The organism is Massilibacterium senegalense (assembly GCF_001375675.1).
Taxonomy (GTDB): Bacteria; Bacillota; Bacilli; order Bacillales; family Massilibacteriaceae; genus Massilibacterium; species Massilibacterium senegalense.
The window spans coordinates 1,877,257-1,900,545 of record NZ_LN831786.1; the positions used below are offsets into that span (position 1 = coordinate 1,877,257).

General features: G+C 35.7%; 26 protein-coding genes and 2 pseudogenes. 3 read left to right on the forward strand and 25 right to left on the reverse strand.

The window, feature by feature from the left end; genetic code table 11:
- Nucleotides 1-167: 167 nt before the first annotated feature.
- Nucleotides 168-602 carry a DUF6526 family protein gene (locus BN1372_RS12685; RefSeq protein ID WP_062200043.1) on the forward strand — a complete coding sequence of 145 codons (435 nt, stop codon included), beginning with the start codon at nt 168-170 and terminating at the stop codon, nt 600-602.
- A gap of 288 nt (nt 603-890) precedes the next feature.
- Here the strand turns inward: BN1372_RS12685 and BN1372_RS12690 are convergent, their stop codons facing one another.
- The 20 genes and pseudogenes from BN1372_RS12690 to BN1372_RS12795 all read right to left on the reverse strand — a co-directional run bounded on the left by BN1372_RS12690 (nt 891) and on the right by BN1372_RS12795 (nt 18,168).
- A complete protein-coding gene (locus BN1372_RS12690) occupies nt 891-1,313 on the reverse strand; it encodes a hypothetical protein (RefSeq protein WP_062200047.1) in 423 nt (140 codons plus the stop codon).
- 727 nt (nt 1,314-2,040) lie between these two features.
- Nucleotides 2,041-2,874: a hypothetical protein gene (locus BN1372_RS12705; protein WP_062200062.1), complete on the reverse strand. Its 834-nt coding sequence runs from the start codon at nt 2,872-2,874 to the stop codon at nt 2,041-2,043.
- A gap of 18 nt (nt 2,875-2,892) precedes the next feature.
- Entirely contained in the window at nt 2,893-3,426 is a 534-nt protein-coding gene (locus tag BN1372_RS12710) for a DUF4352 domain-containing protein (protein WP_062200065.1), read from the reverse strand.
- A 2-nt stretch (nt 3,427-3,428) separates the two neighbouring features.
- Nucleotides 3,429-4,091: an ATP-binding cassette domain-containing protein gene (locus BN1372_RS12715; protein WP_062200068.1), complete on the reverse strand. Its 663-nt coding sequence runs from the start codon at nt 4,089-4,091 to the stop codon at nt 3,429-3,431.
- 15 nt (nt 4,092-4,106) lie between these two features.
- The gene (locus BN1372_RS12720) at nt 4,107-4,922 is read right to left on the reverse strand and encodes a hypothetical protein (RefSeq protein WP_062200069.1); all 816 of its coding nucleotides are present in this window, start codon (nt 4,920-4,922) and stop codon (nt 4,107-4,109) included.
- A gap of 52 nt (nt 4,923-4,974) precedes the next feature.
- Complete coding sequence (locus BN1372_RS12725) at nt 4,975-5,778, reverse strand: hypothetical protein (protein WP_062200072.1); 804 nt, start codon at nt 5,776-5,778, stop codon at nt 4,975-4,977.
- A complete protein-coding gene (locus BN1372_RS12730; RefSeq protein WP_062200075.1) occupies nt 5,765-6,550 on the reverse strand; it encodes a hypothetical protein in 786 nt (261 codons plus the stop codon). The genes BN1372_RS12725 and BN1372_RS12730 overlap by 14 nt, the downstream gene beginning before the upstream one ends.
- 76 nt (nt 6,551-6,626) lie before the next feature.
- A complete protein-coding gene (locus tag BN1372_RS12735) occupies nt 6,627-7,007 on the reverse strand; it encodes a hypothetical protein (RefSeq protein ID WP_062200077.1) in 381 nt (126 codons plus the stop codon).
- A gap of 476 nt (nt 7,008-7,483) precedes the next feature.
- Nucleotides 7,484-8,113, reverse strand: coding sequence for a uracil phosphoribosyltransferase (gene upp / locus BN1372_RS12740; RefSeq protein WP_062200080.1), 630 nt, complete (start codon nt 8,111-8,113; stop codon nt 7,484-7,486).
- Between the two features lie 128 nt (nt 8,114-8,241).
- Nucleotides 8,242-9,483: a serine hydroxymethyltransferase gene (gene glyA, locus BN1372_RS12745; RefSeq protein ID WP_062200083.1), complete on the reverse strand. Its 1,242-nt coding sequence runs from the start codon at nt 9,481-9,483 to the stop codon at nt 8,242-8,244.
- A gap of 117 nt (nt 9,484-9,600) precedes the next feature.
- Nucleotides 9,601-10,143 (reverse strand): TIGR01440 family protein, encoded by a 543-nt coding sequence (locus tag BN1372_RS12750; RefSeq protein ID WP_062200086.1) that lies wholly within the window; start codon nt 10,141-10,143, stop codon nt 9,601-9,603.
- Nucleotides 10,144-10,162: 19 nt separating this feature from the next.
- Nucleotides 10,163-10,612 carry a ribose 5-phosphate isomerase B gene (gene rpiB / locus BN1372_RS12755; RefSeq protein ID WP_062200089.1) on the reverse strand — a complete coding sequence of 150 codons (450 nt, stop codon included), beginning with the start codon at nt 10,610-10,612 and terminating at the stop codon, nt 10,163-10,165.
- A gap of 12 nt (nt 10,613-10,624) precedes the next feature.
- On the reverse strand, nt 10,625-11,929 hold the full coding sequence (locus tag BN1372_RS12760) for a methyl-accepting chemotaxis protein (protein WP_062200092.1): 1,305 nt from the start codon (nt 11,927-11,929) through the stop codon (nt 10,625-10,627).
- Nucleotides 11,929-12,375 (reverse strand): low molecular weight protein arginine phosphatase, encoded by a 447-nt coding sequence (locus BN1372_RS12765; RefSeq protein WP_074018190.1) that lies wholly within the window; start codon nt 12,373-12,375, stop codon nt 11,929-11,931. The genes BN1372_RS12760 and BN1372_RS12765 overlap by 1 nt, the downstream gene beginning before the upstream one ends.
- Before the next feature lie 42 nt (nt 12,376-12,417).
- Complete coding sequence (locus tag BN1372_RS12770; RefSeq protein WP_062200096.1) at nt 12,418-12,978, reverse strand: manganese efflux pump MntP; 561 nt, start codon at nt 12,976-12,978, stop codon at nt 12,418-12,420.
- A 125-nt stretch (nt 12,979-13,103) separates the two neighbouring features.
- Nucleotides 13,104-14,165, reverse strand: a complete 1,062-nt coding sequence (locus BN1372_RS12775) for an L-threonylcarbamoyladenylate synthase (protein WP_062200097.1) — start codon at nt 14,163-14,165, stop codon at nt 13,104-13,106.
- 182 nt (nt 14,166-14,347) lie between these two features.
- A pseudogene (spoIIR, locus tag BN1372_RS12780) lies at nt 14,348-14,875 on the reverse strand (stage II sporulation protein R); the annotation flags it as partial.
- A gap of 62 nt (nt 14,876-14,937) precedes the next feature.
- On the reverse strand, nt 14,938-15,792 hold the full coding sequence (gene prmC / locus BN1372_RS12785) for a peptide chain release factor N(5)-glutamine methyltransferase (protein WP_062200102.1): 855 nt from the start codon (nt 15,790-15,792) through the stop codon (nt 14,938-14,940).
- A gap of 18 nt (nt 15,793-15,810) precedes the next feature.
- The gene (gene prfA / locus BN1372_RS12790) at nt 15,811-16,884 is read right to left on the reverse strand and encodes a peptide chain release factor 1 (protein WP_062200105.1); all 1,074 of its coding nucleotides are present in this window, start codon (nt 16,882-16,884) and stop codon (nt 15,811-15,813) included.
- Nucleotides 16,885-17,562: 678 nt separating this feature from the next.
- Nucleotides 17,563-18,168 (reverse strand): hypothetical protein, encoded by a 606-nt coding sequence (locus tag BN1372_RS12795; RefSeq protein ID WP_062200107.1) that lies wholly within the window; start codon nt 18,166-18,168, stop codon nt 17,563-17,565.
- 433 nt (nt 18,169-18,601) lie between these two features.
- On the opposite strand from BN1372_RS12795, the gene BN1372_RS12800 reads away from it, so the two are divergent.
- Together BN1372_RS12800 and BN1372_RS12805 are read left to right on the forward strand one after the other, a co-directional pair.
- Nucleotides 18,602-18,940 (forward strand): ATP-binding protein, encoded by a 339-nt coding sequence (locus tag BN1372_RS12800; RefSeq protein WP_062200110.1) that lies wholly within the window; start codon nt 18,602-18,604, stop codon nt 18,938-18,940.
- 142 nt (nt 18,941-19,082) lie between these two features.
- Nucleotides 19,083-20,417, forward strand: a complete 1,335-nt coding sequence (locus BN1372_RS12805; RefSeq protein ID WP_062200113.1) for a CoA-disulfide reductase — start codon at nt 19,083-19,085, stop codon at nt 20,415-20,417.
- A 127-nt stretch (nt 20,418-20,544) separates the two neighbouring features.
- Here BN1372_RS12805 and BN1372_RS15605 read toward each other — a convergent pair whose 3' ends face one another.
- The 5 genes and pseudogenes from BN1372_RS15605 to BN1372_RS12830 form a co-directional block, all read right to left on the reverse strand.
- Nucleotides 20,545-20,766, reverse strand: a complete 222-nt coding sequence (locus BN1372_RS15605; protein WP_230198857.1) for a hypothetical protein — start codon at nt 20,764-20,766, stop codon at nt 20,545-20,547.
- A gap of 24 nt (nt 20,767-20,790) precedes the next feature.
- Nucleotides 20,791-21,534 (reverse strand): annotated as a pseudogene (locus BN1372_RS15610) (Abi family protein); the annotation flags it as partial.
- A 48-nt stretch (nt 21,535-21,582) separates the two neighbouring features.
- Nucleotides 21,583-22,002, reverse strand: coding sequence for a universal stress protein (locus BN1372_RS12820; RefSeq protein WP_062200120.1), 420 nt, complete (start codon nt 22,000-22,002; stop codon nt 21,583-21,585).
- A gap of 134 nt (nt 22,003-22,136) precedes the next feature.
- Nucleotides 22,137-22,556: a universal stress protein gene (locus BN1372_RS12825; RefSeq protein ID WP_062200123.1), complete on the reverse strand. Its 420-nt coding sequence runs from the start codon at nt 22,554-22,556 to the stop codon at nt 22,137-22,139.
- Nucleotides 22,557-22,648: 92 nt separating this feature from the next.
- Nucleotides 22,649-23,221, reverse strand: coding sequence for a thymidine kinase (locus BN1372_RS12830; protein WP_062200125.1), 573 nt, complete (start codon nt 23,219-23,221; stop codon nt 22,649-22,651).
- Nucleotides 23,222-23,289 lie beyond the last annotated feature (68 nt).

Sequence of the window (23,289 nt, forward strand, 5' to 3'; positions counted from 1 at the left end):
GCCCGGAGCTAGATTGCATAAAAAGCGGAGGGCGCTGAATAAAAAATCAAACACACGACAAGTAGTCTCATTTTATACCAATACGGGTACTACCATGTTTTAGGAAAGGATGATACAATGAACAAAGTGCGTAATTGAAAAGAAATAAAAAATTGGGGGAGAAAAAAATGAAAGAACAATCGTATGAAAACCATACACGGTATCATCCGTTGCAACATTTTATTTGGTTGCCGCTAAGCGCCATTACAGTCGTTTCGGCACTCATTTATACGTTTCTGTCGATTAAAAATGGAGCGTTTACTTTATCTGTCTTTCTTATTTTGGCATTAGTCGCAATGAGTTTTATTGCAGGTGCGTTAGTACGTATCAATTCACTCGTTTTGCAAAACCGTATCATCCGTACGGAAGAACAATTTCGTTATTATGTATTAACAAACGAACCAATCAATCCGCGATTATCAACGGAACAACTAATTGCCCTTCGTTTTGCATCCGATGAAGAATTTCCAGCCCTTGCGAAAAAAGCAGCTGAAACTGGCATGAGCCCAGATGAAATAAAAAAAGCCATTCAAACGTGGCGTCCCGATCATCATCGGGTGTAAAAATAAAAACAAGTTGGCCCAATAAGTCAATAACACGACTTGTGGACACCTCTTTTCTTTTTAAGTAAACAGGTTAAAAAACCGTCCGTTTCCAGAAAGTGTAACATGCTGCACTCACATACAGAAAGGACGGCTTTTTTATGTGTCACCAAGAAATTATCTGTTGTTTTAACAAGCAACAACTATTCCTCCTTTTTTTTAGTCCAAAGCCTCATAGGTACAATACAACCTCAAAATTTATCCATAAAACCTACATAAAAAAATGTATTGCTTTCACATGACTACTCCCTAAATACTATGATCATCAATATACTCATATATTAATTCATCAGCACCATCTTCCGCTTCCTCTTCATCATATTCCGTATTATCATACCATTGATAATAATGCTGAAGTTCATGGGCTAAACTGTTCAACGTATTTAATATAGCATTTCGTTCTCCACATTCATGAATCAATTCTTGAAAATCTCCGGTTGCTATTTTAATATATGGCTCTTCATTTTTATCATACGGTCCAAAAAATAATGCAGATACCAACTCACCCTTACTACTTTTTATATACTTATCTTTTTTTATATAAACAGGAATACGAATCGGAAAATGATATTCTTTTCTTAACCATTTTGCAAAATCAACAAATGCCTTTTTTAATCTAAGATCTACTTGTTGTTCCGAGCATATTCTCAGACCTGTCCTTTCATGATTCATTTTTTCTTTCTCCCCCCCTCAGTTAGGATAGATGTCGTACGAGGCTAACATGCAACTTGATCCCTGAACGCTCACCATGATAAAACGCCCAAGGTAAACGGTTTTTACCGATGGTCACCGTTATGGAATCAATGGCTAACAGCTCTTTTTTTACTTTCATTTTGCGTTTCGCCGCCCGGTTTAATCGGCTGACAATCGATTCATTCAAAAATTCGTTTGACAATCAGGTAATTCAGTTCACCTAAACGCTTCGAAAGTGTGGAATAATTCATGAATTTTAAGCCTTTCTCTGTTGCCACATCGGAAGCGAAACGTAAGCTCTTCCATTCAAATGCAGCAGCGCCAACTAAGTAATTCAGAAGTGTTGACACATCACATTTACGAGCAAAATCTTCCAAATCAAGTTTGGAAGAATCTCATTGATTTCTTCCTGTGAAATAAAGTTCTGAAGTAATGTGAAAATCGTGGTATTCTTAGCCATGAAAGATTCCACCTCATAAAAGTTTGTGTCGTAACTTACATTTTACATGGAATCTCTCTTTTTATTTAATTTTATTGTTAAAAACTAGTTAATCAACATGCGTGGGTTTGGAATAAAGGTTGATTAAAAATATGCTACAAACGTTCTTTTTACAATAGAGGAAACCTCGTATCTTGAAAAGAGATTGATCAAAACACGAGGTCTAATTTTTTACTACTATATTCATTTTTATAAATACTCGTTTTCTTATTTGTTTGTTTCAACCTTATCCACTTTTTTATATTTTGAGATATCCTTTTCAAAGGACTCTTCGCTAATATCACTATCTATCTTTATCCTTTTTGTCGTTAAATAGTATTTCACATTACCTTCTTCATCAAAGCTACGAAAGTCTAATACAATGCCTGAGTTTTTCTCAATACTCATTTCAAATTTACCTTGCAAATCGCTAGATAGTTGCTCATCAATATTTCCAACCAATTTGTATACATCAAAATTTAAAAATTTATCCTCTGTTACATCCCAGTCTTCATACATTAATAGTAAACCAGCATAATCTGCATTTAAACTTTGATTACTGTAACCTAAAAATTCATCATCTAATCTATTTTCATTACCTGTTTCACCTAAAAATCGTTTAGTTGGAGGTAACTCAGCTAATTTTTTGTCTTTCGGCAATGGTTCCCACAGAAACTCCCTATATGTATTGTCATTATCATTAAAGGTTAGTTTCTTTTTATCTTTAAAAATGACAGTTTGTTCTTCAAAACCACTTTCTTTCATAGTAGATATTCCTCTTTTATTTTTAGTATCAACTACGTATTGTACAGTAGTTGTACTATTATCTTCTTTATCGAATTCCTCAAATTCCCCTTCAGCTGTTTGAAAATAATCAATTGAATCTAGAGTCTTAAGATGTATTTTTTCTTTTTCAGGATGTTGGGAATTTTTATTAAGCTTTCCATCATAAGGACGATCATCTTCTGTGCTCGAGTTTTCCCATATTGTATACTTATAGGCAAGAGCACCAACTAAAACAGCCATTACTACTAACAGAACAATTGTTTCTCTCTTTTTCAAAGGAATCATACCTTTCTATTACAGTTTAACAGCTTTCCCATATCTTTTACCTATTTTGAACTGTTCCAATACTTGTTTGTCATATAATTCTGTTGGGAGATATAAATAGATAGATCCTTTCCCTTTCTCATATGCATCCTTATCTATTGGATATATTAATTTCACATGCGTTGTTTTATTTGGCTGTAAATTTTCTAAAGTATCGAAGTCAATCTCACCATCTCGAGTCTGGGTTTTGTTATAACCAATTCCAATACTCGACTCTATCATGCTTGCTGCCATTACAGTGTCGTTACTTATATTTGTAATATCCGCCTCCACAATGAAATTAATTCTTGGTATCTTTGAACTATATTGCTCCTTCGATACCTCTTCCACTTTCGTTGACGTTACCTTTAATTGTAAATCATCTAGTTCCACTATATCCCCAATTGAACTATATTCAATCGCAAATGTAGATGGAACATCTTTATTCACTTTATCATACCGATAGCAAAAAAAGGAAATCAATAAAGTCATGAAAAGTACGATATATAAAACCTTTCTCTTCATTTTCATATCTCCGTTCTTACTATATGATCCACAATTTTTCCGTTTTCAATGGTAAATATTTCATCAGAAAGTAGCTCAAGGGCTTCTTTATCATGACTCGCTATTAAAATAAGCTTATTTTTTTCTCTCATTTCCATTAATAAATTCTTAACTAAATCAATCCCTCCAGAATCTAAAGCATTCAAAGGCTCATCTAAAATAAGTAGCTCTGGTTCCTCCATTAAAGCTTGTGCAATCCCCAGCCTTTGCTTCATTCCTAACGAATATTTCTTAAATTTCCTTTTATCTTCTGGATCTAACCCTACCTTGGTAATCATTTCTTTAATTTCGCTCTCACCAATTTGATTATTAATTTCGGCAATCATCTTTAAGTTCTTAAAACCGGTTAAATCAGCAAGGAATCCTGGATATTCAATAAGTACCCCTACGCTTTCTGGAAAAGAAATTTCTTCACCTAACTTCTTTTGATCTATTATTATTGTTCCATTTGTCGGTCTGATTAACCCGCAAATAGCACGGAATAACATCGTCTTCCCAGACCCATTTTTCCCCCGAAAACCATAAATTTTCCCTTTATGTAGTTGCAAATTTATATCATATAATACGACATTATTTTTTATTTTCTTCTCTAAATTATTAACCTGTAAAAAAGCAGTCGACTCCATTACCTTTCACCTCTATTATATAATGTCTTTTCTAATAATTTTTAAATATCCCGTGCAACTAAATATCAATGATAGAATAAAGTTGTATAATACAGATTTACCAATAGTTAGATTGTGAATATTATCAAAATACTCATGCTTTAAAAGCATCGAATGTATACCAGGGAGTAGTTGATTATCAACAACAATCGAACTGCTCAATATTAATAAAATTAATAAAAAGCTATATTTCGAATCAACAAACAGCGAGAGATTAACTTGTAGAAGAGATACTGTGAAAGAAGTCATACAGTATAGTAACAGTAAGTTTGTTAACAATTCCCCTCCTGTAATTTCCATCAGTAATTGATTTTGAATAATTCTCTGAGAGAATAAGCTCCATTCAATAGAGGTATCTACAAAAATGCTTCCAATGCAGTATGTAACGATAAAGAGTAAGCTATATATAACTAGAATATTTATTGCTATCCAACAAACTTTAGCTATCCAATATTCTCTAAATCTTTTTGTTCGTACTAATATATATACAGACATTTCTTGCAAATCTTTACTCAAAAAATTTCCAATAATAAAAGCTATAAACATATTTATCATAAGCCAATTCATCGGAATATTAAGCATACCCTCATTATTAATTACATATCCTATATCTTTATAATTCAAAAAAAATATATCTACTATATTTGCATGCTCATTTTTGAGAGCATTTCCTGAACTAATGGTAATAATCGCTATGAAAAGTACAAAAAGAAAGTATTGAGTCTTATTTTGGCTAAAGCCATTTATTACATCCCTTATGATGATATTCTTCAACACTTTAACATTAATCATTTTTCCACATCCTCTTCTCTCCCATATTAACTGTGGAAAGATTTGAATCCTCTTAAATAGAAAAGTCTTTTTTACGATAAATAACTTTTCCTACAAAATAAAAAAATATAAAAAATAACAATAAATAAAATTGATTCTCAAATATGCCACTTATATTTTTCCAATTTTCACCTGTTAACACCATCTTTGTAATAATAAATGAAAAACTCGGATAATACCCTTCTACTAGAGAATACATGATTATCATCAGATAAATAAGGACATTATTATGTATGATAGCTTTTAATAATGCTATTAATGTTCCTAATGTTACTAAACTAACAAACTTCACTAAAAGTAGAATAAGCATTACTCTTAATGTAGTTAAATGCCGCGCGTATATTTCAAAATTCTCTTTATCTTTCAACAAATAATAAAAGGCACCACTTTTATTTGTCCATTCGTTACTGAAGTGTCCAATCATTATTCCACTTAAAAGATATCCAACACAAACAATGATAAATGAGATAACTAGTGATAAATTAACAATAAATAAAACATGTTTATTCCATAACCTTTTCCTTGTTACATTTTTTATCATTCGTACAGGTACTTCTTCACTATCAATATATCTTGCTATCATAAAGGTAAACAGCGGAAGAACCACAAATATTAGCATAGGAGTATTTGCAGTTCCCCCTCCTGTCAAACCAGAAACATAGTCCCATACAGACAAAGTAAATGGGGCGTCTGCAAATAATAATTGTTTAATTCTTACTATCATAATAAGAACAATGATAACTAGAGGAATTAACAATGAATATTTAACATGCTTTAGACCGTTTATATATAAACTAAGGCCTTTATATATCTTCATTGTATTTCCCTCCTATTAGAAAACAGAAGTAAGATATACTTACAAGAATTAATGGAATAATAAACGTTCCATTATTATAAGGAGTATTAACAAATAAAATTTTAAACGGAGAAAATTCAGATAATGAAAACACACTAAGTACTATATCAAGTAGGATATATAACGTAATTGGAATGATAACAATAACATATCGATTTTTGACGAACACACTACATGCCAAACCAAAAGAAGCAAGTGCTCCTCCATATACAAAACACATAAATGTTCTTAATAAAACATGAGCCATCGGATAACTATAATATAGTTCAGGTAAAAACCCTTGATCCGTCATGAAATTTGTTCCGAAAAATACATTTGGTTCTATACTTGGAATTAGCATTAAATAGAGTATTAAGTTGGTAGTAAAAGGAACCGATCCTACAAATCCACCAATAATGAAATTCACAAAAAATTTAGTACGCAAATATTTATTTTTACTATACCTCGTAAAAATATTTTTACTAAAGCCACTATTTATATCTTCAGCATAGGAATCCGAATAAGCCATAGCTACAAGCAGTGGCAATATAATACTAAGGATCATGTTATATTCATTTACACTATACAGAATCCACCATTCATAAACTCCTAATGGATAATCATAAAAATCCATTCCACTCAATTGTATGGTGTCATTCGTTAAAACATCTAACAATGCAAGTAAAACTCCTACCACTAGCACAATTAGAAAGGGTTTTCTTGTGATAGCACGCTTCAGTTCAATATTAAACATCAGAAACTTCCCCTTTTAACATAAACTAATGAGTAAGGGCTATATAACCCAACCCTTACTCATTTCTAAAAAACTATTAAATTGAATCAGGGCTCCAAACCCCCGCAGCACCCCACTTAGAAGCATCTGCTGGTTGATACTGCCTTACACCTTTTATCTTTACATTTACCGGTGTGCCTCTATCCTCTCCTGCATCATTCTTTAAATAAATACCTTTTCCAAGTACATATTCATTAAACACATACGTCCATCTTTTTGAAAAAGAGCGTCCATTTGAATCTACTACCTCAGCCTTGTATGTAGCATCTCCGTCCCCAACCGAAGTCAGTTTCATATAAGCGCTCGTATAATTGTGTTTCGTTCTTGCCTCAGTATACTGCGCCTTATAATCAGCAGTAAAATAAAAGTAATATGGCTTATCCGTACTATTTGCAGCCAGCTGTATCACCCATGCCACCAACTAATGCACCTGTAATACACCAAGGGCTTTTTTATAGTATTTTTCAGAAATACTCCTCCTAATATTTTTATCATAATAATCTCTTTTAAAGTAATACATATTTCCTTCATTTAGTTATAAATGTAAAAATTATGATTATTATATACACATATTAGCATTTCGATTTGGAATGTCAATACTAAATTGTCTATGTTTGTATATTTTTCCAAATCAAAATGCCAATCACACAATAATATTCCCTTTAAAGAGAAATCTCCTGTGTTTTTTTTATTGCTTAACCTGAATGATTCATACTTAAACATAAGCTCACAAAATGCATCCAGGAATGATAATTTTATCTTCTATCGTCATTCTCATTCATTTAGAAATTAAATACTAGTTTTAAGTGAAATTCAGGATTATCCATGATAACAAAAATAAAATAGCGAGAACTCTCCAATAAAAAAGAGAAGTTCTCGCTAAACATACATTCTTTATTTTGTTCCAAATAAACGGTCGCCCGCGTCTCCTAATCCAGGGACGATGTATCCGTGATCGTTTAGTTTTTCATCTAACGCTGCTAAGTAAATATCTACGTCTGGATGTTCTTCTTGAATAACGTTTACCCCTTCTGGTGCAGCTACAAGACACATTAATTTAATATGTTTTGCCCCGCGTTTTTTTAATGAACGGATAGCTTCTGATGCTGATCCACCTGTTGCAAGCATTGGGTCAATGACGATAAATTCGCGTTCTGCTACGTCTGTTGGTAATTTTACATAATACTCTATTGGTTTTAATGTTTCAGGGTCACGATATAACCCGATATGTCCTACTTTTGCTGCTGGAATTAATTTAATCACACCATCTACCATGCCAAGTCCTGCGCGTAAAATCGGCACTAAGCCTACTTTTTTACCCGCTAAGCGCTTACATGTTGTCGTTGCGACGGGTGTTTCAATTTCTACATCTTCCACAGGAAAATCACGTGAAATTTCAAACGCCATTAACATTGCTACTTCGTCGACTAATTCGCGAAATTCTTTCGTACCTGTATCTTTATCTCGAATGATCGTCAACTTGTGCTGGATTAACGGATGATCTAAAATAACTAATTTTGACAAAGAAAACCTCTCCTTACCGTTTCAAAGTATCCTTTCGTATCATACAGAAAAATATTATGGTAATCAAGTTTCCCGAACGATTCTTTTTTAAACAAAAAAGCGCCCACATTTGGACGCTTTTATTTCTATTACATATTTGGATACATTGGGAATTTTTTCGTTAAAGCTGCTACGCGTTGGCGTGCTTCTTCCATTTTTTCTTCATTGCCAATGTTTTTAAGTGTAAGAGCCATAATAGACGCTACTTCTTTCACTTCTTCTTCGCCGAATCCACGAGTAGTAGAAGCTGCTGTACCGATACGGATACCACTTGTAATAAATGGACTTTCTTTGTCGTATGGAATAGTATTTTTGTTTGTTGTAATACCAACCGCATCTAATGCTTCTTCTGCCACTTTACCAGTTAAACCAAGGCTAGATACGTCAAGAAGAACAAGATGGTTATCTGTACCTCCAGATACGATCGAAATACCTTCTTCTTTTAATGTTTCTGCCATTGCTTTTGCATTTTTAATCACTTTTTCGCCATATTCTTTAAAAGATGGTTGTAATGCTTCTCCAAAGGCAACCGCTTTTGCTGCAATCACGTGCATTAATGGACCACCTTGAATACCAGGGAAAATGGATTTATCGATTTTTTTGCCGAATTCTTCTTTACATAAAATCATTCCACCACGAGGGCCACGTAATGTTTTATGTGTAGTTGTTGTAACGAAATCAGCATATTCGACAGGGTTTGGATGTAACCCCGTCGCAACAAGACCTGCGATGTGCGCCATATCTACCATTAAGTATGCACCTACTTCGTCCGCAATTTCACGGAAACGTTTGAAGTCGATTATACGTGGATACGCACTCGCACCTGCTACGATTAATTTTGGTTTATGTTCGATTGCTTTTTGACGTACATCTTCATAATCGATACGATGTGTTTCTTTATCCACACCATATTCGATAAAGTTATATTGCACACCACTGAAGTTTACAGGACTACCGTGTGTTAAATGTCCACCGTGTGAAAGGTTCATCCCAAGTACTGTATCGCCATGTTCTAAAATAGTGAAGTAAACAGCCATGTTTGCTTGTGCACCAGAGTGTGGTTGTACGTTTACATACTCTGCACCGAAAATTTCTTTTGCACGATTGCGCGCTAAGTCTTCTACGATATCGACGTATTCGCAACCACCATAGTAACGACGCCCTGGATAACCTTCTGCATATTTATTCGTTAACACTGAACCTTGTGCTTCCATCACCGCTTCTGATACGACGTTTTCTGAAGCAATTAGTTCAATTTTGTCACGTTGTCTACCTAATTCTAATTGAATCGCATCAAAAACTTCTTTGTCTTGTTTTTGTAAATGTTCCATTGTAATCCCCTTTCTAAATAAATCGCCCATTAAATAGAATACTTTTTTATTTTACCATGAATCATTAAAAAAACGTATATTTTTATATGAAAATATTTTAATATTCGGTTTTTACTATTATTCGTAACATGCGCGCACGCCACCGATTAATTTTGGACGCGTTTTAGCTAACGTCACGTGGGCTTGTCCAATTTGATTCCGTCTGGCACGAAGCGGTACCGCCACGTGTTTTAAATGCATCCCGATAAACGTGTCTCCAATATCTATTCCCGCATCGGCACGAATAAATTCCACCATGACAGGATCTTGTAAATGTTCGTACGCATACGTCGCCATTTGCCCACCCGCAAATGGTTTTGGAACGACGGTTACTTGTTCAAAACCATATTTTTCAGCGGTTGCTCGTTCTACAACGAGCGCACGATTTAAATGTTCACAACATTGAAACGCAAGCTGCACATTCGTTTCTTGTTGAAACGTCGTAAACGCGGTAAATAATGCTTCTGCCACATCACCCGCACCGTGCGTCCCAATTTTCTCTCCTATCACTTCACTCGTACTGCATCCAATGACGAATAGCTGTTTGTCAGAAAGCGGATATTGTTCGTTTAAATCGTGTAAAATATCAAGGGTTTCGTTTTGTAATTCGTCTAATGACATGGCGAACATCTCCTTCGGTTTATGATAGAGATTTTTTTTCGTAGTCGGTAATTTTTCCGACGCGACGTTCGTGACGACCGCCTTCAAATTCTGTTGTTAACCAAACGCGTGCAATTTCTGCCCCTAATCCAGGACCCATAATACGGCCACCCATTGCTAAAATGTTGCTATCATTATGTTCGCGTGTTGCTTTTGCGCTAAATAAGTCATGTACTAATGCACAACGAATACCTGATACTTTGTTAGCTGCAATCGACATCCCGATTCCTGTTCCGCATAATAAAATACCGCGGTCAAATTCACCGTTTGCTACTTTTTCTGCTACTGGAATTGCATAGTCTGGGTAATCCACGCTGCAGCTACCATCGCAACCAAAGTCTTCATATTCAATACCTAGTTCATCCATTACTTTCATTACTTCTTTGCGTAATTCTACCGCACCATGATCCGATGCAATTGCTACTTTCATGTTTAGTTCCTCCTATTGATTATGTGAAAATTTTTCAATCGTTCCTTTTAAGCGATTCGCTTGTTCCGATAATCCATGAATCGATGTTGCAATTTCTTCCACAGAGTGTGTTTGTTCGTGTACGGACGTTGCAGCTTCATTGACGCTGGCAGAAATTTCTTCTACAATCGCAGCAACGTCTTGCGTATGCCCATTCGTATGCTGAACTTTTTTCATTTGACGACTCATTAAGGAAGCAATCTCTTCTATTGATTTTACAACATCTTGCGTGGATCGCACCATTTTTTGAATAGCATCATTTGCCATCGCACCTTTTTCCGCTTCCGCTAACGCTTGCACGACTTGCGTATCTAACCGGCTAACGACGGAAAACGTTTCTTGTTGAATTGTTTCGACCAATTGACGAATATCTTGGACCGCATGACCGCTTTCATCCGCCAATTTTCGCACTTCGTCCGCAACAACCGCAAATCCTTTCCCGTGCTCCCCTGCTCGTGCTGCTTCAATTGATGCATTTAACGCTAACAAGTTTGTTTGATCAGCCATGTCTCCGACTAGCTTCACGATTTCTCCAATTTTTTCGGTATACGTTTTTAACGCATGTACCGATTCACGCGATGCTTGTTGTTCTTTTGCTAACTGGTTAATTCCTTCAATTAATTCTTCAATTTGCTCAGTTGTTTCTTGAAATTGCTGTGCCATTTTGACTGCATGTTCATTCGATGTACTCGCATACGTCGATACTTCGCCTGCGATTTCCGCTACCTCGTCCATTAATTCAGCAGATGTTTGTACAGACTGTGCTGATTGATTCGTACCTTCTGCTATTTCTCCAATCATTTTCGATACGACGTTCGATTGTTGCGCTACTTGATTGGATGCTTGTTCTAACGTCCAAACTTTTGCATTCGTTTCGTTAAAATTAGCGTTAATATCTTGCACCATTTGGCGTAAACTCGCTAACATTTTGTTAAACGCAATACTTAATGAACGAATTTCATCATCAGATTTTGGTACAATCACGTCGATAGAAAGATCTCCTTGCGCCGCTCGCTGTGCAGTTACTTCTAAATCTTGTAATGGTTTCACTAAATAACGTGCCCCAAAATAAGCAAATACCGCTGACCAAAATACCCCTAACATAAGCGTAATCGCCGTAAACCATGCTTGCGATAATGAAATACTGTCTTTCAACCAATCATATAAAACAAACATACAAAAAAAGCTTGTACTATATGTAATCACAGCAACACTGACCGTAAATAACACATATTTTTTCCCTATACTAAAAGAATACCGTTGTTTTTCATGATCCATTAAAGGACACCCCCTTCAGTTAATTTTTTAATGACGCGATCGATGATTTTATCTAACTCTTGTAACGTTTGTTCATATACTTCTACGGAACCACCAAATGGATCCGCTACGTTGCCGCGTTCATCATATGCATATTCTTTCAATGCAAACACTTTGTCCGCCATTTTTGGATATTGCGATAAAATCATTTGTTTATGCGCTTCGGTCATCGTTAATACTAACGTTGCCCAATCTAAATCTTCCACTGTTAATCTAGCAGCTATATGCTCGCACTCCATCCCTCTATCTTGTAGTACTTTTTTCGCTTGGTACGAAATCGGACTGCCTGGAAACGCACTAATACCAACTGATTTTACTTCTACTTCTTTATTTTTTTGTTTAAATAAGGCTTCAGCCATTGGGCTTCGACATGTATTACCTGTGCAAACAAAAATAACTCTTTCCAAAAACGCTCACTCCTTCCGTGTAAGGTTCATCCTTTTCCCTTATTATAACGGCCAAATAAGGTGAATTCCAAACACTATTAATATAATTCCACCAAATGCTTCTGTGTAAGCCCCAAAATACGCATGAACATGTTTAGAAATTAATAAACCGATAAAAGTCACCAGCATACTAACCGCACCAAATAAAAAAATAATTAAAAGTACTTTCATTTGAAACATGCCTAAACTTAACCCGACTGAAAAACTATCAAGACTAACAGAAAAGCTTAACACGCACAATTTAGAAAACGTAATACTAATTGCCCGTAGTTCACTCGCTGGTTTTTGACTAAAAAACAACATTTGCACGCCTAACAATAACACAAGAATACCACCGATGGTCGTCGCAATCGGAGTAAAATGCTCATACACAAGTTGTCCGACTATGACACCAAATACCGGCATGGTTACATGAAAAAGTCCGATTAATACGACAAAAATAGCGACATATTTAAATCGCTTCATATGCATTCCTACCCCTAAACTGACCGAAAAAGCATCCATACTAAGTGCAAACGCCATTAAAAAAAGCGTTAACCATTCCCCTAACCATACTTGAGGCATTTTTGTTCCTCCTACAAAATTCAGATGATTTCTTTCTAACGTATGCGTTAAAAGGGGTAGATAGAAGTAGGATTCGTTTCATGCTTAAGCAGGTGCGTGTTTCCACAAAAAAAGCACTAGATTGCTCAGTGCTTTTCCTCGTACTCTCGTATATATTTTTTCCCGGCTGCTTTTTCTAACCTATTCATTAATGCAACGCCGACTCCTTGTTTCGGAAACGTTTCACTAAAAATAATATCCACATGTGCATGATTAAATTTTCGTAACACATCATATAAATGATGATTCACCGACGCTAAATCGTTGCGATATCCACATGTGCATAACGTATCTGCTTGATACACTTCTTTTCGTTCTGCCGTCGTTAGCACCCCTACTTTTAAACCTTCTTTTCGTTTTTCGTCTATCCTTGCTTGCATGAAAGCAGGAGAACCTTCTACTAAATAAAGGGGAGCATTCGGTGCATAATGTGTATATTTCATCCCTGGTGCTTTCGGTTGTTTATGTTCTATGAATAACGCATCATCGAATAGTACGTCCACACCCGTCACGTTTTCTAACTGTTCTTTCGTGATGCCACCTGGACGTAAAATAATAACTTGTCCTTCTGTTGTACAGTCAATAACCGTCGACTCTACTCCTACACCTGTCGCACCGCCATCAACAATCCCTGCTATTTTCCCGTCTAAGTCTTCTTTTACATGAGCAGCAGTCGTTGGAGACGGTTTTCCGGACACGTTCGCACTCGGCGCTGCAATCGGTAAATTAGCTTCTTTGATTAACGCTAACGCTATCGGGTGATCCGGCATACGGATTCCGACAGTAGATAAACCAGCTGTGACTGCATTCGACAATCCTTCTTTTCGCTTCATCACTATCGTTAACGGTCCAGGCCAAAACACATCCATACATTTTTTCGCTACTTCCGAGATATCCACAACTAATGATTCCAATTGATTTCGCGAAGCAATGTGGACAATAAGTGGATTATCGCTCGGACGTCCTTTTGCTTGAAAAACCTTTTGTACCGCTTCATCCGACCATGCATTAGCTCCTAACCCATACACCGTTTCCGTCGGAAAAGCGACGACTTCATTTTGTTTTAACAAGTCACTTGCTTCTTTTATTTGTGGATAAACTTGTTCTTTTTCCACACAACTATCCACAATCCAATATGTTGTTTCCACATCAATCAACTTCTTTCTATTTCACGAAAAACCAACAATTTTTTTAGCATCTCAGTTTAGTTATCCACAGTTTGTGAATAAAAACATATGTTTTGTGGATAACAATGTGTATAATTGTGGACTTTTTAGGCTGTTAACCAATTCCAACCACTTTTTATCCACTCTACTACCGCAAATTTCACTTCTACTGGTGTTTCATCTTGAAAAAGTTCGTCTTCTTTCACTTGTCCTGTCGAAAAATCAAGAAAACATAATGGTGGAAATAATACACACCACCAGTTCGACCCTTCCCCTTCGCCAAGCGTAATTAACACCGTTTCATACGTTCCCGCTGGATACAACACATTTCCATACGCCTTCGTTGGGAATTTCGCTTTAGTGAATTTCACGTCATACGAGATTTTTTGTTTTTCCCGCTTTAAAATGTCCTGTACCGTTTGATCTATTTCCGGCAATCGTTTTTTAATCACTTTTTTTGCTTCTTTAAATGACGTTAAATTGTGCACCCACGTTAAAATCTGGGCATTCACTTCGTCACGAATTGCTCGTTTAATCGCTTGATCTTTGTCTGTATCGCTATTTGCTAAGATCCGTAACCGAATGGCTTCATCTGGAATCACTTCTGTTTTTGCTAAACTAACAGAATAAGAGAAAAAAATCGAATAAAAACTAATAACACTAATAATAAGTCCTTTAAATAAACGTTTCATTATCTACACCACCCCTTCCCTAGATAGTGTAGACAAAGGAACACTCTTTTAAACTCTCAAACTTATGAATCGATTCCGTTTGGAGACAAAAACACCATTCGGTCTTTTCCGTTTATATCATAGACGACTTCTACCTTTTCTTTTAGAAAGGCATCTTGCAGCATTTGTTTTACCGCTTCCCCTTGGGTCACCCCTACTTCAAAGGCAATAACGCTTTCGGTTCCGATACAACTTGGGAGTTGTTGCACGATTTTCCGGTACATATCGAGCCCATCTTCCCCGCCGAATAACGCAAGATGTGGTTCGTGATCTTTGACAACTTCATCGAGCGTCGCTTCTTCCGCGTTCGGAATGTATGGCGGATTCGAGACGATGACGTCAAACGGTTGTTCGTTCATGACTGGTGTTAATAAGTCGCCTTGTACAAATGTTACGTCAGCACCGAGTTTTTCAGCATTTTGTGTGGCTACTTGTAATGCTTGTTCGGAAATATCAATCGCATAAACGTCTGCATCTGGCACTTCTAATGCTAACGTAATCGCAAGAATCCCTGACCCTGTCCCAACGTCTACGATGCGGAGCGGTCTTTTTTTTGGCAATCGCTCTAAAATACCGACGATTAATTCTTCCGTTTCTGGTCGTGGAATTAAAACGTGTTCGTTCACTAAAAACTCTCGTCCATAAAATTGTTCATACCCGACAATATATTGTAGCGGTTCTTTTTCTGCATGACGTTTTACATCTGCTATAAAATGCGCTTCCACATCTTCTGGAATCTCTTCTTGCATCATTACTAACAATTCCGTTCGTGATTTTTTCCCTAGATGATGACGAAGAAGCAACTCACTTCCGTATCCTGCAACGTGATGGTCTTCTAAAAAAGAAGAAGCCCATCTTAGGGCCTCAAAAACTTTCATGCTTTCACCTCATCAAGCTTATGCTTTGTTTGTACTTTCCATTTTACGTGTTTGATCTTCTAAAATAAGCGCTTCAATAAACTCTTCTAGTTTTCCTTCTAAAATTTGATCTAACTTTTGAATCGTTAAACCGATACGATGGTCGGTTACACGGTTTTGCGGGAAATTGTACGTACGAATCCGCTCTGAACGATCCCCTGTTCCAACCGCATTTTTTCTCGTTTCTGCATATTCTGCTTGTGCTTCTTGTTGAAATTTATCATAAATACGTGCACGTAATACTTTCATCGCTTTTTCTTTGTTTTTAATTTGTGATTTTTCATCTTGGCAACTAACGACGATACCTGTTGGGATATGCGTTAAACGAACGGCTGACATCGTCGTATTAACACTTTGTCCCCCTGGTCCACTCGATGCAAACGTGTCGACACGAATATCTTTTTCATGCACATCTACTTCCACTTCTTCTGCCTCGGGAAGAACCGCTACAGTAGCAGTAGACGTATGAATCCGTCCGCCTGATTCTGTCGAAGGTACCCGTTGTACACGGTGCGCCCCGTTTTCATATTTTAAATGCGAATAGGCACCTTGCCCGTTAATCATAAAAATGATTTCTTTGTATCCACCTAATTCCGTATAGTTTGCTTCAATGATTTCTGTTTTCCATCCGTGTGCTTCCGCATAGCGAGAATACATCCGGTAAAGATCTGCCGCAAAAAGTGCTGCCTCGTCCCCACCAGCTGCCCCGCGGATTTCCACGATAACGTTTTTATCATCATTCGGGTCTTTCGGTAATAATAAAATTTTTAGTTTTTCTTCTAATTGTTCTTTCGTTTCTTCTAGTTCATTTACTTCTTCTTTTACCATTTCGCGCATATCATCATCTAATTTATCTTCTAGCATCGCTTTTGCATCATCTAATTGCCCTAACACATCCGAAAATTGACGATATACTTCTACCGTTTCTTGTATACTCGCTTGTTCTTTCGAATACTCACGAAATTTATCCATGTCATTCATTGTTTCCGGGTCGCTTAATAATTGGTTTAATGTATTATAACGTTCTTCAATTGCTTTTAATCGGTCAAGCACGTATCTCACCTCATTAGTTTTTCCGAATCCTTATAACGAAACACTCCATCTATAGAAGGCTTGCATTCGTTCATAAGGGATAACAGTACAATTATAATATAACGCTTGGATTTACGTCAAAACGAGTTTACTTTTCATTAGGGAGAAAAATGAGCTCATCCATTAATTGAAGATTTTTTCATTGGATAGACATCGAGAAAGGAGTATTACGAAACGATAGTAGAAGAACATGCGGGGAATCTTTTTTTTAGTAATAGTCATAGTCACAATAACTACAAAGAGTTTTTTTATTCTGATTCTAAATAGTTTTATTTTTGTAAGAGACACTAATATTTTATTTTGTACTATATAAGTGTTACATTACTTTTTACAAAATAGTAATGTAATTGGTATTTTCTTATTCAAGTTTAGCGATTTATACTCTAAAACAACATCTTTCGAGGGGGATAAACATTTAAGGGGTAGTTGCAACTACCCCTTAAATCAAAAAACAATTATTTCTTTTTTTCACGTTTCTGTCTTATTAATATAGATGAAAACAATAAAACTAAAATGAAAAATATAAAAGGTAAATCTTTATCACCTAAATCAACCAAAATTGATATAAAAATATATAAAACCAATAAAATAGCCAACAATATATTAACTTTTCTATGCATCTACATCATCCCAAATCTATTATTTTTTTGGAATACAACTCCAATTTCTTAGATTAGGCCCATATTTATACAGATAGAAACCTTTATCATACCAATCACATAAACCTGCACCTGCAGCAAGTAACTTTTGAGCTTTAACTGCTTTTGAATGTGAAATATAATAATAAGTCGTTTGCGTTGTAAATGTTCGGTTCTTTTCCACGCTTTTGTTTTCCAAATTAGAATGCTGTATATCGAATAGAGTTCCACCAAAAGAAATTTCTCCGTTATCCACCAAGTTATTCATTTCAACAAGAATATATTCAAAATGTTGAAAAGCTTCTTCACTAACATTTGCTTCTTTAGCACTTCTAAAAGCATTTTTTACATGTCCATTTTGTGATGATATAATGGCTCTTTCTTCCAAATCAGAATTTGCAATTTCTAAAGAAAGATCCATATAATCAGCTTTTTCATTATTAAATTGTTCCTTTTCTTTTTCATTTAGGGTGGATTCACTAATTACACTATCCCCATATTTACAGTCTTTTTTTACATCTGTTTCAACAGCTAAAGCAGAATTTAAAGGTGAGAACACAGTTACAAGTAGTGAGATAACTAACATAGATAATAAAATTTTCTTCATAAAAAAACCTAATATGGTAATTATAATATAACATATTTTTTAATTATTGTATATATTTTAAAAAAGGTCTTTTATAACGAAAATGTTTAGTGGTCAACAACTAGCCAAATCCACTAAAAATAGACTTATATATTGGATCATATGTATAAAAAAAATTCATTTAAGCATTGATTCTCCTAAATAATTCTTCGTTTTTTTAAAATAAATAACAGATACCCTATGATACCCTAAACTCGTTTTTGATTCGATTGATTGCTCCATATCAGTGCATAAAAAAACGCATTCGCTTGGAATCTAATTTCTTGTTATTGATGACAAAGTAAGTCTACGCCATTCGTGAAGCTTTGGTGAATGCTGTAATACACCGAGATTATAGTTTTTCTTACTGCATTTATTTCAAGACCGAATAGAAATCGTATCCGTAGGTGGTTTAGTGAAAGGATGGACAATAGAAGATATTGAGCTAGGAGTTTCGCAAAGTCGTAATCCAAAACTCGCAACTGTTTTATATCGATTAAAATGGATTGAAAGTTACGGAACGGGCTTGCAACGAATGAAGGACAGTTATCAACCATCATCCGTACAACCTTTTTGGAAAATAGGACCACACGCTTTCGTCGTAACCTTACCGAAACAAGAAATCGTCCTCCACCATCACCAAGGTGAACAACTGTCTACATGGTTACAAAATAACGATACTTTTACAGCAAAAGAATTAGAAAATTATTTAGATCGTAGTAAGGCAACGGTTCGTAAATTGTTAAAGGAATGAATGAACACCAATCAAATTACTCGTATCGGAAAAGGACCAGCGACAAAATATCAAGTAAAGAAATGAGATCGTACTTCTTTTCGTATAAACTTTTTGAAAATAGGGTATATGGTATATAACATCCTATAAATGAGGTGAATACATGAAAGTAGTAATTATCGGAGGAGACGCTGCAGGAATGAGTGCAGCTATGCAAGTTAGTCGAAAGAAACCAGAAGATAAAGTGGTCGTCTTAGAAAAAACAGATTTGTATTCGTACGCACAATGTGGGGTTCCTTATTACATTGGCGATGAAATTAAGGAAGGAAATCAATTAGTCGCTCGGCCACGTGACGTTTTTATTCAAAAATTTGGAATTGATGCACGCATTTTTCATGAAGTAACAGGTGTAGATGTAGAACGAAAACTAGTGACAGGAATGAATGTGGAAACGAATGAACCATTTGAAGAGTCGTACGATCGTTTGCTCATTGCGTCTGGTGCTAGCGCGATTTCGTTGCCATTAGAAGGAGCTGACTTAGGTCGGATTTTCCATGCTAAAACATTACATGATGCCGACCGAATTCGCGATGTATTACAAGATAAACCGATTCAAACCGTTGGGATTATTGGCGGTGGATATATCGGATTAGAAGTAGCAGAAAATATTAAAAAACTTGGCAAGGACGTGCACTTATTCCAACGAAGTGGACAACTAGCAGGCATTTTTGACCCAGATTTTGCAGAAATGATTGCAACAGAAGCAATAGATCAAGGCGTACACGTGCATTTTCATGCGAGCGTTTCTGGATTTAAAGGAACAGATGTCGTCGAAGCTGTGATTGCCAACGACAAAGAGTATCCAGTCGATCTTGTGATTATGAGTACGGGAATTAAGCCAAACACGCACTTTTTAAAAGGAACAGAGATTGAGTTGTTTGGAAATGGTGCGGTAAAAGTGAATGCATTCATGGAAACAAACGTAAAGGATGTGTATGCCGCAGGAGATTGCGCAACACAATTTAACCGTATAAAACAGCGGGATGATTATATTCCACTCGGTACGAACGCCAACAAACAAGGACGGATTGCGGGTCTTTCTTTAATTGACCAACCGAAACCGTTCCGCGGCATCGTCGGTACGTCCATTTTACAATTTTTCTCGTTACACCTTGGAAAAACAGGGTTAAGTGAAACGGATGCCAAAAAATTATTGATTCCATATGAAGTGGTTACGTTAAAAACAAATGACGTGGCCCATTATTACCCGACACACGAAGCAATACACATAAAATTGTTATACCATCGCGACACTCATCAATTGTTAGGTGGACAATTAATCGGTAAAAAAGGTGTCGATAAGCGGACTGACGTGTTAGCTACTGCACTTTATCATGAAATGACTATCGAAGAATTACTAGATTTGGACTTATCTTATGCACCACCATTTAATAGTGTGTGGGATCCGTTGCAACAAGCAGCAAGACGCGCCAAATAAAAACCACCGAATGCTGATTGCACATAGGGAGATATTAAAAACAATGAAATGACAGGCTTTAAGCGGGTATGAAAACGAGTGATAAATCATGTGTTAACAAGATTTATCACTCTGTTTTGTATCGTTATCAATTATTCCCATTCTTTAATACTTCTTGCCATTTAGTCGGAAAACCAATTTCTTTTAGGTTGATATAATCTGAAAACTCTTCCATTAATACTTCTAATCCGATAATAAAGTTTATACAATCATTTCGATCTAGAAGTTTAGTGAGCACAAATACAACAGCAAAAATAGTTCTGTTATCAATTTGCAGTGATTTGTACTCTTTTAAAGACGGTTTAATCACTAAACCTTTCCCATATAATCTGCCATAATGTGCACAAACATTTCTAACATAAGAAAGCGTATGAAGCCAACTTGCGACAGTTTCTGGGGAAATATTTAAATGCTGAATTATTTTAATCTTAGTATTACGTAATAAATTTCTATATATTCTAGATAAATCACCAAATGATGTGACCTCTATCGCAACCCAGAACGGAAACAAGCCATTATATTTTTCCTTATGATGTATGACAAACAATTCTTTACTTGATTTATGTATGTCCTTCTCTAACTGAGTTAAAAAGCTTGTATGATATTTTTCATTGTTGAAATATTCCGACTTTTTATAACCTAAGGCGCCATAGTCATGTGCATGATAGTACGCAATTTTTGTACGAAACTCAATTTAAACTGACTCCAAATAATAAATAAACAGTTCTCGTAATCTTTTATCGAAATTACAAATCATTTCCAATTGTCTAAACGTTACACCATCTCGAAATATATCTTTATCGCTTTCTTTTAGGGTTAATCCGTAAGCAGAGAATCTATAATAGTTTATCTTTTTTAAGAAATTTAATGCTTTTTCTTCATCCTCTATTATTAAATTCTTACCTTTTAGAATCTCCAATTGCTCTTCAAATGTTTTTGGTTCTTTTAAATGTATATCAGGCGTTAAAATGCTAATCACCTCTATAAATAAAAAAATGACCCACCCTGGTTCGCATTGTAAAGAGGCGTGGTGAGTTCTGTTAATATGATTATATGATACTCTTTTCGTTTTGTCCATGTAATTGCTATAAAAGTTTCCCTTAAAGAAACCCCCTAAACGATTTTTTTATTTCACGATAATGACTGGACAATGCGAATATTTCGATACTTTATGGCTAACGCTTCCGAGCAACATTTTTTGCACGACATTTAAGCCACGGCTTCCCATAACAATAACGTCAAAGTCATGTTCCTTCGCATATTCCACAATTTTAGGAGCAGCATCCCCGTATAAAAGGGTTAAGCCATACTTAATTTCTTTTTCTTCTAATTTTTCTTTCGTTTTCTGCAAACGTTTATGTCGTAACGATTCATGTTCTTTTTTGCTTTGTTTATAAATAGCATTTCCTTTCGCATGATCGTCATCGATAACATGAAGAATTTCTACTTCTGCATTTTCTGCGACGCTCGCTAAATAAGCAGCTTTTTCAGCTGCCTTTTCCGCAAACGGCGAACCATCTGATGCAACTAAAATTTTTTGAAACACAACATTTCCTCCTATTCTTCCACTCTATGTACTTAGTTTACCAGCTTTGTCATAGTCTTTCGAACAATATGAATGAACATTCATTCTTTTTTTAAAAAAAGAAAGAAGCCACCTGTTCTCAGATGACATTCTTATTATTTGACAATCATCACCGGACAAGTTACACGTTTAGCCACTTTATGGCTGACGCTTCCAAGAACCATTTCTTGAAATGCATTTAACCCGCGACTTCCAATGACAACGGCATCAAACGGACGTTCATTCGCATACGAGACAAGCGTTGGGCCAGGGTCTCCTTGCAACAATTTAATGTCAAAGGAAATTTTTTTTTGCTCTAATTTTTCTTCTAACGGAATTAATCGCTCCCGTCGTTGCAACATAATCGCTTCCTTTTCTTTGTATGGAAGCCCGTCCATTTTTTCCTTCGTAAAATCTAGCACATATACTACTTCTACTTTCGCATCCTTCGTTGCTTTCGATAAGTAGATTGCTTTTTCAGCTGCTCGTTCGGCATTTTCCGAACCATCATAGGCAAGCAAAATATTTTTAAACATACGACTACCTCCATTTTCTAACGTTGTTACTATGTAAAATAGGGTTTCTTTGAATTTATACCCCTTTTTATGCAGATAAAACAACTTGTCGCTTACAGAGGTGGTTTTTGGTGGCATCTGCGACAAACAGGATAATACGTATCGTTGCCACCGATTTGAATTTGTTCACCGGTAAAGATTGGTTGGTTGTTTTCATCTACCCGTAAATTCATCGTTGCTTTTCGCTCACAAAACCAACAAATCGTTTTTAATTCTTCGATTTTATCCGCATATAACAGCAAATATTTACTTCCTTCAAACAATTCATTTTGAAAGTCATTTTTTAATCCAAAACACATAACAGGAATGTTTAATTCATCAACAATTTTCGTTAATTGTAACACGTGATGTTTTTTCAAAAACTGCGCTTCATCAATTAAAATACAATGCGGAAATGCGTTGCTTTCATGCACAATGTCAAATACGTCTGTCTCATCAAAAATCGGTGTTGCCTCGCGTCTCATCCCGACACGACTAGAGACGACACCTACTTCATCCCGATGATCCAATCCAGAAGTAAAAATGAGAACTGATTTATTTTGTTCTTCGTAATTGTGCGCAACTTTTAAAATTTCAATCGATTTTCCACTATTCATTGCACCATATTTAAAATAAAGTTGGGCCATTTTCCTACTCCTCGCTCACGTTGTTTTACCCGAAAACTGAAAAATGTAACCATAAAAAAAAGGCAAGT

What these genes read in the sequence shown, in the direction of transcription:
- BN1372_RS12685 (WP_062200043.1), top strand. Translation starts at nt 168, where the DNA reads ATGAAAGAACAATCGTATGAAAACCATACACGGTATCATCCGTTGCAA.
- BN1372_RS12690 (WP_062200047.1), bottom strand. Translation starts at nt 1,313, where the DNA reads ATGAATCATGAAAGGACAGGTCTGAGAATATGCTCGGAACAACAAGTA.
- BN1372_RS12710 (WP_062200065.1), bottom strand. Translation starts at nt 3,426, where the DNA reads ATGAAGAGAAAGGTTTTATATATCGTACTTTTCATGACTTTATTGATT.
- BN1372_RS12715 (WP_062200068.1), bottom strand. Translation starts at nt 4,091, where the DNA reads ATGGAGTCGACTGCTTTTTTACAGGTTAATAATTTAGAGAAGAAAATA.
- BN1372_RS12720 (WP_062200069.1), bottom strand. Translation starts at nt 4,922, where the DNA reads ATGATTAATGTTAAAGTGTTGAAGAATATCATCATAAGGGATGTAATA.
- BN1372_RS12725 (WP_062200072.1), bottom strand. Translation starts at nt 5,778, where the DNA reads ATGAAGATATATAAAGGCCTTAGTTTATATATAAACGGTCTAAAGCAT.
- BN1372_RS12730 (WP_062200075.1), bottom strand. Translation starts at nt 6,550, where the DNA reads ATGTTTAATATTGAACTGAAGCGTGCTATCACAAGAAAACCCTTTCTA.
- glyA (WP_062200083.1), bottom strand. Translation starts at nt 9,483, where the DNA reads ATGGAACATTTACAAAAACAAGACAAAGAAGTTTTTGATGCGATTCAA.
- BN1372_RS12750 (WP_062200086.1), bottom strand. Translation starts at nt 10,143, where the DNA reads ATGTCATTAGACGAATTACAAAACGAAACCCTTGATATTTTACACGAT.
- rpiB (WP_062200089.1), bottom strand. Translation starts at nt 10,612, where the DNA reads ATGAAAGTAGCAATTGCATCGGATCATGGTGCGGTAGAATTACGCAAA.
- BN1372_RS12760 (WP_062200092.1), bottom strand. Translation starts at nt 11,929, where the DNA reads ATGGATCATGAAAAACAACGGTATTCTTTTAGTATAGGGAAAAAATAT.
- BN1372_RS12770 (WP_062200096.1), bottom strand. Translation starts at nt 12,978, where the DNA reads ATGCCTCAAGTATGGTTAGGGGAATGGTTAACGCTTTTTTTAATGGCG.
- prmC (WP_062200102.1), bottom strand. Translation starts at nt 15,792, where the DNA reads ATGAAAGTTTTTGAGGCCCTAAGATGGGCTTCTTCTTTTTTAGAAGAC.
- BN1372_RS12795 (WP_062200107.1), bottom strand. Translation starts at nt 18,168, where the DNA reads ATGAAGAAAATTTTATTATCTATGTTAGTTATCTCACTACTTGTAACT.
- BN1372_RS12805 (WP_062200113.1), top strand. Translation starts at nt 19,083, where the DNA reads ATGAAAGTAGTAATTATCGGAGGAGACGCTGCAGGAATGAGTGCAGCT.
- BN1372_RS12825 (WP_062200123.1), bottom strand. Translation starts at nt 22,556, where the DNA reads ATGTTTAAAAATATTTTGCTTGCCTATGATGGTTCGGAAAATGCCGAA.
- BN1372_RS12830 (WP_062200125.1), bottom strand. Translation starts at nt 23,221, where the DNA reads ATGGCCCAACTTTATTTTAAATATGGTGCAATGAATAGTGGAAAATCG.